This window comes from Erythrobacter sp. SN6-5 (genome assembly GCF_057364945.1).
The window spans coordinates 954,542-969,693 of record NZ_CP200282.1; the positions used below are offsets into that span (position 1 = coordinate 954,542).

Annotated in this window: 14 protein-coding genes and 2 pseudogenes; 7 read left to right on the forward strand and 9 right to left on the reverse strand. The window is 59.3% G+C overall.

Features of this window, described 5'->3' with window-relative positions; all coding sequences use genetic code 11:
- Positions 1-59 precede the first annotated feature (59 nt).
- Positions 60-1,541 (forward strand): PQQ-dependent sugar dehydrogenase, encoded by a 1,482-nt coding sequence (locus tag AC0V6Z_RS04720; RefSeq protein ID WP_472640229.1) that lies wholly within the window; start codon positions 60-62, stop codon positions 1,539-1,541.
- A gap of 73 nt (positions 1,542-1,614) precedes the next feature.
- Here AC0V6Z_RS04720 and AC0V6Z_RS04725 read toward each other — a convergent pair.
- Positions 1,615-3,388 (reverse strand): annotated as a pseudogene (locus AC0V6Z_RS04725) (acyl-CoA dehydrogenase family protein).
- A gap of 61 nt (positions 3,389-3,449) precedes the next feature.
- On the opposite strand from AC0V6Z_RS04725, the pseudogene AC0V6Z_RS04730 reads away from it, so the two are divergent.
- Positions 3,450-4,381: pseudogene (locus tag AC0V6Z_RS04730) on the forward strand (L-threonylcarbamoyladenylate synthase).
- On the opposite strand, the gene AC0V6Z_RS04735 reads toward AC0V6Z_RS04730, so the two are convergent.
- The 7 genes from AC0V6Z_RS04735 to AC0V6Z_RS04765 all read right to left on the reverse strand — a co-directional run bounded on the left by AC0V6Z_RS04735 (position 4,378) and on the right by AC0V6Z_RS04765 (position 9,917).
- A complete protein-coding gene (locus AC0V6Z_RS04735; RefSeq protein WP_472640952.1) occupies positions 4,378-4,827 on the reverse strand; it encodes a hypothetical protein in 450 nt (149 codons plus the stop codon). The pseudogene AC0V6Z_RS04730 and the gene AC0V6Z_RS04735 sit on opposite strands and share 4 nt — an antisense overlap.
- Positions 4,775-5,578, reverse strand: coding sequence for a head GIN domain-containing protein (locus AC0V6Z_RS04740; RefSeq protein ID WP_472640230.1), 804 nt, complete (start codon positions 5,576-5,578; stop codon positions 4,775-4,777). Before AC0V6Z_RS04740 ends, AC0V6Z_RS04735 begins: the two co-directional genes overlap by 53 nt.
- 151 nt (positions 5,579-5,729) lie before the next feature.
- Entirely contained in the window at positions 5,730-6,266 is a 537-nt protein-coding gene (locus tag AC0V6Z_RS04745; protein WP_472640231.1) for a CarD family transcriptional regulator, read from the reverse strand.
- Between the two features lie 297 nt (positions 6,267-6,563).
- A complete protein-coding gene (fdxA, locus tag AC0V6Z_RS04750) occupies positions 6,564-6,902 on the reverse strand; it encodes a ferredoxin FdxA (RefSeq protein WP_472640232.1) in 339 nt (112 codons plus the stop codon).
- A 47-nt stretch (positions 6,903-6,949) separates the two neighbouring features.
- A complete protein-coding gene (locus AC0V6Z_RS04755; RefSeq protein WP_472640233.1) occupies positions 6,950-7,102 on the reverse strand; it encodes a hypothetical protein in 153 nt (50 codons plus the stop codon).
- A 105-nt stretch (positions 7,103-7,207) separates the two neighbouring features.
- Positions 7,208-7,777 carry a hypothetical protein gene (locus AC0V6Z_RS04760; RefSeq protein ID WP_472640234.1) on the reverse strand — a complete coding sequence of 190 codons (570 nt, stop codon included), beginning with the start codon at positions 7,775-7,777 and terminating at the stop codon, positions 7,208-7,210.
- Positions 7,671-9,917 carry a helicase-related protein gene (locus tag AC0V6Z_RS04765; RefSeq protein ID WP_472640235.1) on the reverse strand — a complete coding sequence of 749 codons (2,247 nt, stop codon included), beginning with the start codon at positions 9,915-9,917 and terminating at the stop codon, positions 7,671-7,673. Before AC0V6Z_RS04765 ends, AC0V6Z_RS04760 begins: the two co-directional genes overlap by 107 nt.
- 215 nt (positions 9,918-10,132) lie before the next feature.
- Here AC0V6Z_RS04765 and AC0V6Z_RS04770 point away from each other — a divergent pair, with 215 nt between their 5' ends.
- From AC0V6Z_RS04770 to AC0V6Z_RS04790, 5 genes are all read left to right on the forward strand, one after another.
- Entirely contained in the window at positions 10,133-11,839 is a 1,707-nt protein-coding gene (locus AC0V6Z_RS04770; protein ID WP_472640236.1) for a M23 family metallopeptidase, read from the forward strand.
- Between the two features lie 93 nt (positions 11,840-11,932).
- Positions 11,933-12,928, forward strand: coding sequence for a porphobilinogen synthase (gene hemB, locus AC0V6Z_RS04775; RefSeq protein ID WP_472640237.1), 996 nt, complete (start codon positions 11,933-11,935; stop codon positions 12,926-12,928).
- Positions 12,921-13,478: a GNAT family N-acetyltransferase gene (locus AC0V6Z_RS04780; protein WP_472640238.1), complete on the forward strand. Its 558-nt coding sequence runs from the start codon at positions 12,921-12,923 to the stop codon at positions 13,476-13,478. The genes hemB and AC0V6Z_RS04780 overlap by 8 nt, the downstream gene beginning before the upstream one ends.
- Entirely contained in the window at positions 13,471-14,028 is a 558-nt protein-coding gene (locus AC0V6Z_RS04785) for a GNAT family N-acetyltransferase (RefSeq protein WP_472640239.1), read from the forward strand. Before AC0V6Z_RS04780 ends, AC0V6Z_RS04785 begins: the two co-directional genes overlap by 8 nt.
- The gene (locus tag AC0V6Z_RS04790) at positions 14,025-14,600 is read left to right on the forward strand and encodes a gamma carbonic anhydrase family protein (RefSeq protein WP_472640240.1); all 576 of its coding nucleotides are present in this window, start codon (positions 14,025-14,027) and stop codon (positions 14,598-14,600) included. Before AC0V6Z_RS04785 ends, AC0V6Z_RS04790 begins: the two co-directional genes overlap by 4 nt.
- A gap of 21 nt (positions 14,601-14,621) precedes the next feature.
- Here the strand turns inward: AC0V6Z_RS04790 and AC0V6Z_RS04795 are convergent, their stop codons facing one another.
- Entirely contained in the window at positions 14,622-15,116 is a 495-nt protein-coding gene (locus tag AC0V6Z_RS04795) for a DUF1993 domain-containing protein (protein ID WP_472640241.1), read from the reverse strand.
- Positions 15,117-15,152: the final 36 nt, after the last annotated feature.

A 15,152-nucleotide genomic window follows, 5' to 3' on the forward strand; every position in this document is an offset into this window, starting at 1 on the left:
GGCTGTCTAATCGCTTCCCCCATTGCCGCAAGGCCATGCCTCTTATATCGCAGGGAACTATGGCTATTATTCGTAAAATTCTCATCGCTTTTATTGTCCTGCTTGTGATCCTGGGCATTGCCGGTTTCTTTTTGACCCGCGGTGACACGGCGGATCTGTCGGTTGACGAGGTTGCGGGGACGGACCCAACCTTGGGAGAGCCTGATCCGGAGAGCTTCCCTACGGTGCAGATCGCAAAGCCGGTTGGCTGGGAAGAGGGCGCCTTGCCGGTGGCTGCTGAGGGACTGACCGTGACGCGATTTGCCGAAGGTCTGGACCACCCACGCGTGCTGTACGGTCTGCCGAATGGCGATGTGCTGGTCACTTTGACTCGGTCACCGAAGGCAAAGGATGATGGCGACGGTGGCATTATGGCCAGCATCCGCGGCTTTGTTGCAGAATATCTGTTCTCAGAAGCGGGCGCTGCTGGCGATTCGCCCAACCAAATCGTTCTGCTGCGCGATGAAGACGGCGACGGTGTCGCCGAAAAGCAGGTCGTCATCCTGTCCGCTGGGCTCGATTCCCCGTCCGGGATGAGCTGGAACGATGGCACGCTCTATGTTGCCAATCACAATGCTGTGCTGGCGTTCCCCTATGAACTGGGGGCGGAAGCCGTGACAGGCGAGCCGACAAAGCTGATGGATCTGGCACCGGGCGGCGGGCACTGGATGCGCAATATGGAGCTGCATCCGGACGGCAACCGTCTCTATGTCGCTGTCGGTTCGGTCAGCAATATCGGCGAAAGTGGGATGGAAGTCGAAGAAGGCCGGGCAATGATCTGGGAATATGATCTGACGGCTGGGCGTCAGCGCCAGTTTGCCGTCGGTCTGCGTAACCCCAACGGGCTGGACTTTAGCCCATGGTCGGGCGAGCTGTGGACCACGGTGAATGAACGCGACATGCTCGGCTCTGACCTAGTTCCTGACTATCTGACGAATGTACCCGTGGGCGCGCAATATGGCTGGCCGTGGCTGTATTATCGCACCAATATCGATCGCCGGGTCGAGGCGCCTATGCCGGCCTATCTCATGGAATATGCGCGTTACCCCGAATACGCGCTTGGGCCACATGTCGCCGCGCTGGGTCTCGTCTTCACCAAGGAAGGTCACCGCATGGGCGATGGCTTTGCCAGCGGTGCCTTCATTGCGCGGCATGGCTCATGGAACCGCAAGCCGCCGTCTGGCTATGACGTGGTCTATGTTGCCTTTGATGAACGCGGCAATCCTACGGGTAAGCCGGTGCCAGTGCTCACCGGCTTCCTGAATGAGGACGGCACAACAAAGGGCCGCCCGACCTGGGTTGAATGGGGCGGGGATGGCTCTTTGCTGGTGTCCGACGATACCGCAGGGATCATTTGGCGCGCCATTGCCCCCGGTGCGGAAGCGGGTGCCGCGATTGGACGTTTGGAAGGTGAGCGCTTGCGACCACAGCGAGAGCTAAGTGGCAATCCCACGGCCAGCTTTGGCGAGGATGACTTTGCACGCATCCAGCCTGCGGAATAGCGCCTCGCCCTAGACCTGGACCTCATGCAAAAGTCGCGCGGCGCAACATCGCTGCGGATTCTTTCCGCTCCGTTTAGCTTGCGAGTTTGTCTGCGCTCAGGGCGTAGAGCAGGTCTGATCCGCTGATTGCGCTGGCCTTTAGCCCGGCGGCTTCTGACACGATATGATCGAGGAAGAAGCGCGTCGTCACCGGCTTGGTCTCTGCCAAAGCAGGTGCGGCCCCTTCGGCCACCGCACGCACTTGGCGCAGCATTTGCCACCCTGCGACTGCCACGGCCACCATAGTGCAGAACGCGGTGCTGCCAGCCAAGCGATCATCCAGGCTTGCCTCATCACGCATCCAGCGGGCGATATTCGCGCAATCGCTGGCAAGCCCAGCCAGACCGACTTCGTCGCTCGCGTCTCGGGCGATCTCTTCAAACAGGCCAATCACTGTTTCGCCGCCGGACATGCCCAGCTTGCGCGTTACCAGATCGGCGGCCTGAATGCCGTTGGTGCCCTCATAGATCGGGGCAATCTTGGAATCGCGCCAATGCTGCGCCGCGCCGGTTTCCTCAACGAAGCCCATGCCGCCATGTACTTGAATACCGATGCCTGACACCTCGACGCCGATGTCGGTGCCCCAGGCTTTGACCAGCGGAACCAGCACTTCGGCGCGCTCACCAGCGGCTTCATCGCCGATCGTGCCGCGATCCACTTGGCTGAGCGCAGTAATAGAGCAGAGCGCGCACGCCTTCGGTTAGGGCTTTCATGCGCAGGATCATGCGCCGCACGTCGGGATGTTCGATAATCGCAACCGGGGTTTTGTCTGACGAGCCAGCGCGGGCCGATTGGACCCGGTCCATCGCATAAGCAATCGCTTGCTGGGTCGCGCGCTCAGCGATTTGTGCGCCCTGGTTGCCGACGTTGATCCGCGCATTGTTCATCATCGTGAACATGGCCATCAGACCGCGGTTCTCAGCACCAACCAGCTCTCCAATGCACTCGCCATTGTCACCATAGCTCATCACGCAGGTGGGGGAGGCATTGATGCCGAGCTTATGCTCAAGACTTACACAGCGCACATCATTGCGATTGCCCAGTGATCCGTCGTTATTGACGTGGTATTTGGGGACGAGGAACAGCGAGATGCCGCGTGAACCCTCTAGCGCATCGGGCAGTCTTGCGAGCACCAGGTGGATGATGTTCTCGGCCAGATCGTGCTCACCCCAGGTGATGTAGATCTTTTGGCCAGCAATCTTGTACTTCCCGGCGTGCTCACCCTCTGTGATAGGCTCTGCGGTGGAGCGCAGCGCACCCACATCGCTGCCCGCGCCTGGTTCGGTGAGGTTCATGGTGCCGGACCATTTGCCGCTAACCAGATCGGGCATGTACTTTGCCTGCTGATCCTTGCTGCCATGGTGGCCGATCGCCTCAATCGCGCCAACGGATAACATCGGCAGCAGGGTGAAGGCCATATTGGCGGACCCGAGGTTTTCCAGCACATTGCAAGACAAAGTAAAGGGCAGGCCTTGGCCGCCGAATTCCTCCGGCGAGGCGATCGCGTTCCAGCCTTGCTCGACATAGGCGCTGTAGGCGGGCTCAAATCCCTCTGGCAGACGCACCGCGCCATTTTCCAGCTTTGCTCCCTCAAGGTCGCCCACACGGTTGAGCGGCGCGAACTCACCCGCAGCAAACTGGCCCACGCCATCGACAATCGCCTCGACCAAATCGGCCTCTGCACTGGCAAAGCGCTCGCTTTGCGCCAGCTCTTCGATCCCGGCATTCACTCGGATGGCGAGCAATTGGTCTTGGGTAGGGGGCGTGTAAGGGGTCACGGGCGTGGGTCGTCCTTTGATTGGGTGCATTTCTCGGCTGGAGGCCGCCTGCCTCTTGGCAGCGCTTGCGCTTGAATATAGCGCAGATGGCATGAGCGACAAGAACCTTACGGAAGTGCTGGATGCTGATGCGCTGGGCATCGCTCGCGCGGCGGCGATTCTCGAATCGGGCGGGCTTGTCGCAGTGCCGACAGAGACGGTTTATGGGCTCGCGGCGAGGGCGGATAGCGCGGAGGCCGTGGCAAAGATTTACGCTGCCAAGGGACGGCCGGATTTCAACCCGCTGATCGTTCATGTGCGGGACTCAGTGCAGGCGGGTATGCTGGCCAAGTTGTCAGATGCGGCACGGCCGCTTGCCGAGCAGTATTGGCCCGGCCCGCTAACCTTAGTTTTGCCCTGCAGGCCAGAGGCAAAGCTCGCTGGCGCAGTGACGGCAGAGCTGCCGACGGTTGCGGTCCGCGCGCCTGCGCATCCTGTGATGCGGGCCTTGCTGGAGGCTGTGGATTTCCCGCTTGCCGCACCCTCGGCCAATCGCAGCGGGTTTATTAGCCCCACCACCGCGCGCCATGTGCTTGCCTCGCTGGATGGCCGAATTGATCTGGTTCTGGATGGCGGGCCAACGCAGGCGGGCGTTGAGTCGACAATTGTCGCTGTTCGCGGCGATGGTAGCTTGGAAGAATTGCGGCCCGGCCCTGTGGTATTGGGGGGGCGCATCGCGCGAATGTGAGTGGTGTTGAAGCCCCTGGTCAGCTGGCCAGCCATTACGCGCCGGGCAAACCAGTGCGGCTGAACGCTCATCATGCCGAGACTGGTGAGTTTTTGATCGGATACGGTGATGTGCTTGGCGATTGCACTTTGTCGGCAGCGGGCGATCTGGCCGAAGCCGCTTCCCGCCTCTATGGCTGCTTGCATATGGGCGCGGCGTCGGAAAAGCCGCGCATCGCAGTTGCGCCTATCCCAGAGGATAGCATTGGCATTGCGATCAACGACAGATTGCGCAGAGCAGCAACTCCGCCGGACTAATCGTCTTCCGGCTCCAGTGGGACGCTGGGTAGGATTTCCTGCATTTCGGCATAGGTCGCTTGAGCCTCATCGCAGGCCGCATCATCGCCTTCGCGGCATTCCTCGATCTGCTTGTCGTATTTGCGCTCAAGCTTGCCGAGCTGTTCCTCGCGGCGGCGAATTTCGCGCCCGCGGTTCTCGTCAGCCTCGGATTGGCTGGTGGTCGCAACATCCACGGCCTTGCCGGCCACCTTTACCGGCGCCGTCACTACGTCGAGCGCAGTGCGGGCAAGGCAGCCGCTCAAAGCGATGCTTGAAACAAGGGTGAGGGCCAGGGTTGAGGCAGGATGGGGCGCGCGCATACCGTGCTTGTCGCGCGCATCCCGCCGCTTGGCAAGTGAGGCCGCCGCCGGATTAGCTCTCGTCTGCCTCGTCTTGCGGTGTTTCTGTTTCTGTCGCTGGTTCATCTGCGGCCGGTTCTGCATTGGAGCGTGGCGCGCAATTGAGGTCGCCTGATCCCACTGCGTTGAGTTCGCACTGGGCGCTACCGAACACGTTGATATCGCCTGATCCCGCAATCGTAGCCTCGACCGTGCCATCAGAAGAGAAGGCGACATCGCCTGATCCACCAATCGTCACTTCGGCGCGTTCGGTTGTTAGATCATCGAGGTTTACGTTGCCGTTGCCGCCGATGACCACTTCCAACCGGTTTGCTGAACCTGCGCCGTTTACCGTGCCAGATCCGCCAATGTTTACGTCCAGCCGGCTGGCATCGAACTGCGCAACAGTTACACTGCCGGAGCCGCCGATGTTGATCGATGCGCTATCAGCCATAACCGGGGTTTCGACATTGCCGCTGCCGCCGATATTGATGTCGCGTGGTGCAGGCATGGTGATGCGAACGGTTGTCGAACCGCCGTTGTCCCAGCCATCTTCGCGGTAAATGGACAGATCGCTGCCATCGAGTTCGAAGCGCAAAGTTTCGGTCGCCTCTTCATCACCCTCGACCGTGATGTCGAGCGTTTCCCCTTCGGTGATGATGACCTTGTCCGGTCCGGCAATGGAGAGCGTATCAGGCGCCGCACCGCTCATCTCGAGGTCGGCCAATGGTACGCCGTCACCGCCGCCGATATTGATGTCCACTTCACAGCCTGAGAGTCCGAACCCCAGCAACAGGACAGCGACGGGTGCGATGCGTTTCGAAGTGGATGTCAGCATTGGGGATCCTCCAGGAGTATTTGAATGGCGTGTTAGTCATATAATACACTAGATGCGAAGGTTCAAGCACTGGCTTGGATTCTGATGCGCAAATGAAAAGGGGCCACCTACGACAGGCAGCCCCTTTGAAACGGTCCAATATAAGGGAGGCTTAGCTCTCCTCTTCCGGATTGTCGTAATATTGCGGCGCGTGTTCGCGCAGCACATCGAGAATTTTCTCAAGTGCGGTTGGCTCGTCGGTCTCTTCCATCGCGGCGAGTTCGCGTGCCAGACGGCTGGAGGCGGCTTCAAAAATCTGCCGCTCAGAATAGCTCTGCTCTGGCTGATCTTCAGGACGGAACAGATCGCGGGTAACCTCAGCGATCAGCACGATTTCGCCAGAATTGATCTTCGCTTCATATTCTTGTGCGCGGCGCGACCACATGGTGCGCTTGACCTTTGGTTTGCCCTTGAGCGTTTCCATCGCTTCTTTCAAAGTCTTGTCGCTCGACAGCTTGCGCATACCGATCGCCTCGACCTTATTGGTGGGCACCCGCAGGGTCATCCGCTCTTTTTCGAAGCGCAGCACATACAGTTCGAGCTGCATGCCGGCGATCTCTTCGTTCTGAAGTTCGATCACGCGGCCAACGCCGTGTTTGGGGTAAACGACATAGTCGCCAACGGTAAAAGCAGGCACATTGCTTGCCATGCGAATTCCTTTCAATTGGCTCAGTTCAATTGCAAGTAGCCGACATGTCTTTCAGCGGCGCTGCGATGTGCAAACGCCGTCCAAAACATTGCCGGATCTGTTGCTACTGGTCTGAAACCTTCCTGTTTTTCGACCCGGCGCCGGGACCAACCAGCGCGGTTGAACAATTATATAGCACAACCGCAACAAAATTGCAGAATCGCAACTCTATTGGTCGCCTGTCAGCGTTTCTAATGGTGGGAACGGATGCCCTTGCAGGATATTCGTTACGCTCTCGCTATGGCCGACGTTCAGGCGTTAGTCGCCTTCGCCCGGTGCCTCGCTAAAGTACTTCTCAAACTTGCCTTCAACGCCTTTGAAATCATCGGCGTCTGCGGGCGCTTCCTTCTGGCTCGTGATGTTGGGCCATTCAGCGGACAGCTTGGTGTTGAGCTCTAGCCATTTCTCCAGGCCGTCTTCGGTATCAGGCAGAATCGCCTCTGCTGGGCATTCTGGTTCACACACGCCGCAATCGATGCACTCGCTGGGATTGATCACCAGCATGTTGTCGCCTTCATAGAAGCAATCGACCGGGCACACTTCGACACAATCAGTGTATTTGCATTTGATACAGGCGTCGGTGACGACGTAAGTCATGAGGTAAGGCTTTCTTTCGATACCGTTTCGAGCGCTGCTAGTGCGCTTTACCCAGCGCGGTCAAGCTCGCGGTAGTGCGTGCGTGCTTCGTCGGGTGATCCGCGCCGCTTTGGCAGCGATGTGATCTCAACTACGCGCACTTCATTACCGATTGCTAAAGTCAGCACATCGCCTGCTACAACATCTTCGCTAGGGCGCATCACATGCTTTCTATTGCAGCGTAAAGAGCGGCTTGCGATCATCTTTTGCGCGCGCGATCGGGTCCGCGCGAGATCTGAGATAGACCAGCAAGCGGTCGAGCCGCATTAGCGCAAGAGATCCGCCAAAGCATCGAAGGCACCGCTGGCTTTGGCAGGGCCAGTGTCGGGCTTTTTGCTGCGGTTTTGCGACCGTCCCAGGGGTGGGCCTTTGCCCGCCTTGCTGTGCTTCGCGCCCTTGTTCTTGCCGCCTGCGTGCTTGTGGTCTGCGCCAGCACCTTTGTTTTTGGCATTGAGGCGGCGTCGGCGCGGATTGTCCTCTCCAGCGCGCTTGGGCCGCCAGGTCCAGCTGTCCGGTGCGGGCGGGCCAAATGCACCCTCGGCCAGCGCACGGGCGCGTTGCACTCTAAAGCCAGCAGCGCTTAGCAGGCGGCGGGCGTTGTCTTCCTCAAGACCAATCGAGACCGGCAGCGCGAGATCAAGCCCAAACTTCAGATTGCGCTGCTTGCCCGCCTTTTCTTGAGCCTTGCCGCGCGCATCAAAGGCGGCGCGGAAAATCTTCTCCGCCAGATCAACCCGGATCGCCTGACTGTCGAGCTGGAAGATATCCTGCAGGCAGGCCCTTTGCCTCGGGGATGACCGGCAACATGGCAGGATTAAGCGGACGTTTGTCGACACCCAGCGCGTGCAACAATTGCCGCGGGGCCGGTTTCAGCAAAGGCGCGGCGAAAATGTCGAGCGCGCCAAAAGTAATGCCCAATTTGCGCAGGAACGGACGCATTTCTTTAGGCAGATGTTCCAGCCCGGCCTTTTCACGGGTCACCACGCCGCGTGCATCGATCAGGATGTGCAGCAGAGCGCGCGCTTGCGATCCAGCCTCTGGGTCACGCGCCGCCTCGGTCAGCTTGCGCAATGGCTCAAGCGGTTCTAGCTGCCCTGTCAGCCATTGAGTCAGACCTGCTTCCAATGCGGTCCTCGGTACCTCTGGCAAGGTCGAGATATCGCGTGCCAATAACAGGCGCGGCGCCGCAAAATCCTCTGGGCCAGAGTTCGCTGAAAAGCTGATCTCGGCCAAAGTGCGATCCTGCCAGCGGATCGCACCGCGTGACAATTCCAATTCGCCAAGCCCCTCGGCCAGCAGCCAATTGGCCCGCTGGGTCAAGATAGTCGGTAGTGCTTTCTCCCCAGCAGCGAGCAGCATTTTCCGGTCCGCCACGGTCGCATTGGGGTCGACTACAAAGCGAAACCCATCGAGCCGACCAATCGGCTCGCCCTCAACGCACATTTGCCCATCGGGCTCCAGCGTAACTGGCAATGCATTGGCATCCTGTCCCAGCGACTTCATAAGTATTGTCGTCCTCCGATTGACGAACCTCTCGGTGAGCCGCCCATGCAGCGCATCCGATAATTTTGCTTCGACCGCGCGGGCGCGCGCAGCCATCTCATCTCGCGCCAGCACCCAATCGGGGCGCTGGCAAATATAGGCCCAGGATCGAATCGCAGCGATCCTACCCTGCAGTGTATCAATATCACCCTGCGTGCGGTCCAGCTCTGCGATCCGCGCCGCGACAAAGTCTGCGCCGATATAGCCATCGGCCATATCTTGCCAGAGCCGCGCGACGAAACGGGCATGATTGTCAGGGCCGATTTGCCGGAAATCAGGAAGACAGCATGCTTCCCAAAACCGCCGGACCTGCCCGCTGCCGCGAACCGTGCGGCCCAGATCATCCTCGGCCAGACGTTTCAGAACAGCGAGGTCAATCGCTCTGGGGGCTGCCGTCAAAACATTACTTTGAGGCTTGCTCTCTAGATCCCCGATCAAAGTGCCAATGCTGTCAAAGCGCGGCTCCGCCTCGCGCCAGAACAGCTTAGTAAGCGGCGCGAACTGATGTTCCTCAATCGCGTAAATCTCGTCCTCAGCGAATTCGAGCAGGGCGCCATTGCGGGTGCCGCCCCCGGCAAGGGTGCCGAAACTGCCATCGGTCTGGTGCCTACCCGCCCGTCCGGCGATCTGCGCCATCTCCGCCGGAGTGAGGCGGCGTTTGCGGCGGCCATCAAACTTACTCAGCGCGGCGAAGGCTACATGATGCAGATCGAGGTTGAGGCCCATGCCAATCGCATCGGTGGCGACGATGTAGTCAACCTCGCCATTCTGGAACAATTCGACCTGCTTATTGCGGGTTCGCGGCGATAGTGCGCCCATCACCACCGCTGCGCCGCCTCTGAATCGGCGGAGCATCTCAGCCATCGCGTATACCTGTTCGACTGAAAAGGCGACGATCGCGCTGCGCGGGGGCAGGCGCGACAGTTTGGTTTGGCCTGCATGGGTGAGGGTGGAGAAACGTGGGCGTTCGACCAACTCAGCGCGCGGGACCAGCTGTTTGATGATTGGCTCCAGCGTGGCTGAACCGAGGATCATCGTCTCTTCGCGGCCGCGCGCATTGATCAGCCGGTCGGTGAAGATATGGCCGCGCTCCGGATCCGCACCGATCTGAGCCTCGTCAATGGCGACAAAAGCGTGATTGCCTCCGGTGCGGTTCATCGCCTCCATCGTGCAGCAGAAATAGCGTGCGTTTTCCGGCTCGATCCGCTCTTCACCCGTAATCAGCGCGACTTGCGCATCGCCCTTGATCGCGCGCACCCGGTCATAAACCTCCCGCGCCAGCAACCGAAGGGGAAAGCCCATCATCCCGCTGGAATGGGCGCACATCCGCTCGATCGCCAAATGCGTCTTGCCAGTATTGGTCGGCCCGAGCACGGCTCGAACGCGGCTATCGCTGTGATTTTGGCTGGGGTTCCAAGAGTGTTGGGCAGTCACATTTCCGCTTGTGTCACCGCGATCGGCCTGCTGCAATAACCCGCGGGTAATCCCTTGGGCAGGTTCTCCACAAGTCACCGCTTGGGCGAGTCCTTTGGTCGTGAGTTAAGGCAGCATTTACTTTAATCGTGCAGGAAATCAGCCAATAGAGGTGATGCGCCACCAGATTCGGCTGTGCGCAGGATTAGCAAGCCTTGCCAGTTTTAGGATGCGAGTTGGATCACGCACGCGACATTGCTGATGGCGAAATCGCCAGTTCTGCAGATTCTGCGGAACTGACGGGCGTGGCTGATGCGAATCTCAAGGCTCCTGATGCGGGCGCATGCGAAGCGCAAGGTGACGCAGACCTGTTTAGCTATTTTGGTGATGACGCTCCGCAAACGGACGATACCGGCACCGCCGTTTCTACCAAAGTTTCGCTGAATCGCGCTGGCACTTGGCGCGATCGCTATGACGAATGGAAACATTCAGTCGAAGATCGCCTAGCCGGGATTGATCTTGCTCCTGACTTGGCAAGTAATATCGGCAGTCGCCGCTGGTTCCGTGGGTTCGGCACTATGGTGGGCCTGGCCGCTGTGGCGCTCGCCTTCTGGCCGGATATGAGCCCGCTTGAGGCCCGGCCAGCGATGAAAATTGATGCTGCCGCCCATGATGAGCTGCGCAGCCAGATGATTATGCCGCTGGCTCTGGGCGCCGATTCTGGTCGCCGGATGAGCCCAACGCCTGAGGTTATTCCGCTGGCCAGCGCGCCGGAACGCCCACAAATTGAGCTGGTTTCCATTTTGGCAGAGGGTGACAGCTTTCAAAGCATGCTCCGCCGTGCAGGCCTTTCGTCTAGCGACGTTAGCCGGGTAAGCGAGCTTGTTTCTGGTGCAATGCCGCTCAGCGAGATCGATGCTGGCACGCAAATGGACATTATCTTGGGTCGGCGGGAAGCGGATGGCGCACCTCGCCCGCTTGATGAGCTGTCCTTCCGCGCCCGGTTCGACCTGGAATTGGCGATCACTCGGGAAAGCGGGGCTTTGGCGCTCGAACGCAATATCATCCGCGTGGATGAGACACCTTTGCGCATTCGCGGGACCGTGGGTGATAGCCTGTACCGCTCCATGCGTGCTGCTGGCGCTCCAGCCAGCGCCGTGCAAGATTACATCAAGGCGATTGATGAGCAGATCGATATGGACCGCGAGGTTCGATCGACCGACGAGTTCGATATGATCATTTCATACCGCCGCGCCGCCACGGGCGAACGCCAGGCGGGCAAATTGCTCTATGCTGGCGTTGATCGCGGCGGAACGTCCAAGACGCAATTGATGCGCTGGGGCGAAGATGGCCGTTTTTATGAGGCTTCTGGTGTTGGTGAGCAGCGGGGCGGCTTGGTCGCCCCTGTACCCGGCCCGATTTCTTCGCGCTTTGGCATGCGCCGCCACCCGATCCTCGGCTATCGTAGGATGCATTCGGGCATGGATTTCCGCGCGCGCCATGGCACTCCAATCGTTGCCGTTACCGATGGGCGCGTGACCTCGGCTGGCCGTGCTGGCGGCTGCGGCAATGCGGTGAAGCTGGATCATGGCGGCAATCTGTCAACCCGCTATTGCCATATGAGTAGAATGTCAGTCAGCCGCGGGCAAAATGTCCGGCGGGGCCAAGTGATCGGCTATGTTGGTTCAACCGGCCTCTCCACTGGCCCGCATCTACACTATGAAATGTACCGTGGCGGCCGTGCGATTAACCCGGCGAGCGTCAAGTTCGTTACACGAGCGCAATTGTCTGGCGAGGAGCTCAAGAAATTTCGAGCAGCCCTTGGCCGTTTGAAGACCGTTGAACCCGGCCTAGCGCTCAAAGACCTGACCCCGACCAGCGACGAGGTGGCAGAGCCGCTGCGCGAGATCGAGAAGCTCGATACCGTCAAAGAGGTGGAATAGCGCGCCTGTTTTTAAAGAGGCTTGCTTCTCCACCTAGCTCCAGAATTTGAGGCGTGATTGCACGCGCTCAAAAATTGCGGCAACAGGTTGCCCATGACTGGCAGCTATCCCAACACCCGCCTTCGCCGCACTCGCTCCACCGGATGGAGCCGTGCCTTGCATCGCGAAACCGTGCTGACTTCGGCGGATTTGATCTGGCCCTTATTTGTCACTGATGGTGAGGGAGTGGAAGAGAAGATTGCGACGCTGCCCGGCGTCTCGCGCTGGTCGGTTGACGGCATTGTGGAGCGCGCGAAAGAGGCGATCGCTCTGGGTATTCCGGTCATCGCCTTGTTCCCCAACACTCAGGCGGACAAGCGCAGCGATGACGGCGTAGAGGCGCACAATCCCGACAATCTGATGTGCCGTGCGATCCGTGCGATCAAGGCAGAGTGCGGCGATGAAATCGGCGTGCTGACCGATGTCGCGCTCGACCCCTACACCGCGCATGGGCAGGACGGTCTGCTCAATGATGCGGGTTACGTGATGAATGATGAAACGGTTGCGATGCTGGTCGATCAGGCACTGAATCAAGCGGAGGCGGGCGCGGACATCATTGCTCCGTCAGACATGATGGATGGGCGCATTCACGCAATCCGTATGGCGTTGGAAATGGCCGGGCACACCAATGTCCAGATCATGAGCTATGCCGCGAAATATGCGAGTGCTTTTTATGGGCCGTTCCGCGATGCAGTTGGCTCTGGCGGTCTGCTGAAGGGCGATAAGAAAAGCTATCAGATGGACCCTGCCAACACCCTGGAGGCCTTGCGCGAGGTGGAATTTGACCTAGCGGAGGGAGCCGATAGTGTAATGGTGAAGCCGGGCCTCGCCTATTTGGATATTGCAACACGCGTGAAGGGCCAATTTGGCGTTCCTGTGTTCGCCTATCAGGTCAGCGGCGAATATGCGATGATCGAGGCTGCTGTCGCGGCGGGCGCGGGAGACCGCGATGCTCTGGTTATGGAGACATTGCTGGCGTTCAAGCGCGCGGGATGCTCTGGGATACTCACCTATCATGCCGCCCATGCGGCACGCCTTTTGAATGGCTGACTTTCGCCACGAGACGGAGCGGCTCGTCCTGCGCGATTGGCGGGAGGATGACTGGCCCGAGTTCTGGGAAGGCACAAACACGCCAGCGGTGATGCAATGGCTGGGGGGTGTGATCGACGGAGCCGGTCAAGACAGCGCGCGCCGCCGGTTAGAAGGGTATCATGCCGATCACGGCCACACTTTCTGGGCGGTAGAGCGTAAATCAGACGGAGCAATCCTGGGATTTTGCGGCCTAAAGCGCTGCAATGAACCCAAGGGGCCAATCGGCGATATGGAGGCGGGATGGCGCCTACGCGAGAGCGCATGGGGCCAAGGCTACGCGAAAGAAGCGGCTTTGGCTTCGATTGAGATCGCCTTTCGCAAATTTGGCGCGCCCCATGTCATTGCGCTGACAGTGGATGGCAATGCCGCAAGCTGGGGTCTTATGAAAAAGATCGGGATGCGGCGCCGACCCGATATGGATTTCCCAGACACCGTCTCTTGGGCAGAAGGCGAAAACATAATCGTCTATCGAATCGAGAAAGACGAGTGGGAAGCACAAAATGGGTGAGATTGTGCTGACGACCGAGCGATTGGAGCTGCGCCAGATTGGCAAAAATGACCTCGAAGCACACCTACAGCATCTCAATACCCCAGCTGTGATGGCCAAGCTGGGCGGTCCGCGCACGGCTGAGCAGTTGGCGGAGAAGCACGAGGCCTCGCGCGCTGGTTTCGCGCAGGATGACTTCGGCTTCATGTTTGCGTTTGACCGCAAAACCGGCGATCTGGTCGCGCATTGCGGGATGAAACGCGTTTCTAACCCGCTTGCGCCCAATATTGGCGATCATGAGATTGGCTGGCTCGTGCGCGAGGATCGCTGGCGCCAGAGTCTGGCAGAAGAAGCCATGCGCGCCGTGATCAATTGGGCGTTTGACACGCATAGCGCTCCGCATCTGGTTGCGCTCACCAGCGAGAGCAATATCGGCAGTTGGAAACTTATGGAGAAGCTCGGCATGCAGCGTCGTCCAGAGCTTGACTTTGATGATCCGTTCTTTGCCCCCGAACACAATCCAACCATTCAATACTCGCTCACTCGCGAGCAATGGGAGAACCATAAATGAACTCCGCCTCGCAGCACCCCGGTGTCAATATCATCGCTATCCACGGCAAGACGCCCAAGATTCACGAAACCGCGTTTATCGCGCCTGGCTGTACCATCATAGGCGATGTTGAGATCGGCGCAGGCAGTTCGATCTGGTACAATTGCGTGCTGCGCGCGGATGTTGCGCCAATCCGCATTGGCGAGCGGACCAATGTGCAGGATGGCAGCGTGCTGCATTGCGACGGGCCAAAACCGGGCGATCCCGATGGCTGTCCGCTGATCATCGGGGATGACGTGCTGATCGGTCATATGGCGATGGTGCACGGCTGCACGATTGCGGACCGCGGGTTTGTGGGGCTGGGCGCGATTGCGATGAATAAGTCCGTTATCGGCTCTGACGCCATGTTGGCAGCGGGTGCGATGCTGACCGAGGGTAAGGTGATGGAGCCGCGCATGCTGTGGGCAGGTCGCCCGGCGAAGCCGCTGCGCGAGCTAAACGATGCAGCGATTGCAGGCATGCGGCTGGGCGTGGCGCACTATGCCGAGAATGCGAAGCACCATGCTGAGGCGGTAGGCGAGGCGCTGGGATAACACCTCGCCGCGCATTTCCGCCTAACCCTGCGTGTTCAGATGCCGCAGCATGTGCGGCACCAGATCGGCCTTGCCGAGCTCTACACCCAGGCTGCGCATAATCGCGTAGGCGATGCTGGTGTGGAAATAGAAGTTCGGAAATGACCAGTCGGCGACATAATCGGTGACGGACAAGCGAAATTTCATCCCGTTTGGCAGTGCCAGATCGACCATGCTGTCGTCAGGCAGGAGTGTTTGTTCATCAAAGGTATCGAGCATCGCCAGAGTTTCAGCAATCCTCGCTTTTGCCTCCGCCAGAGTGGTTGGATCATCTTCATTCGATGCCAGTTCAGCGCTTGAGATCGTGTTTAGCGATTGCCGCGGAAAATTGACCAGCATCCGGATTTGTGTTGCGAAAGGCAGCATATCCGGCGCGAGGCGGCCATCAATGATCGTATCGGCGACTTCGTGGGCGGCTGCTTTGTCCAGCATTCCAGACAGTGCGGTGAGCATATTGCGATAGGTAGTGATGGGCATTGTGACCTCCAGTTGCATTTTGCAACTTAGATGCTG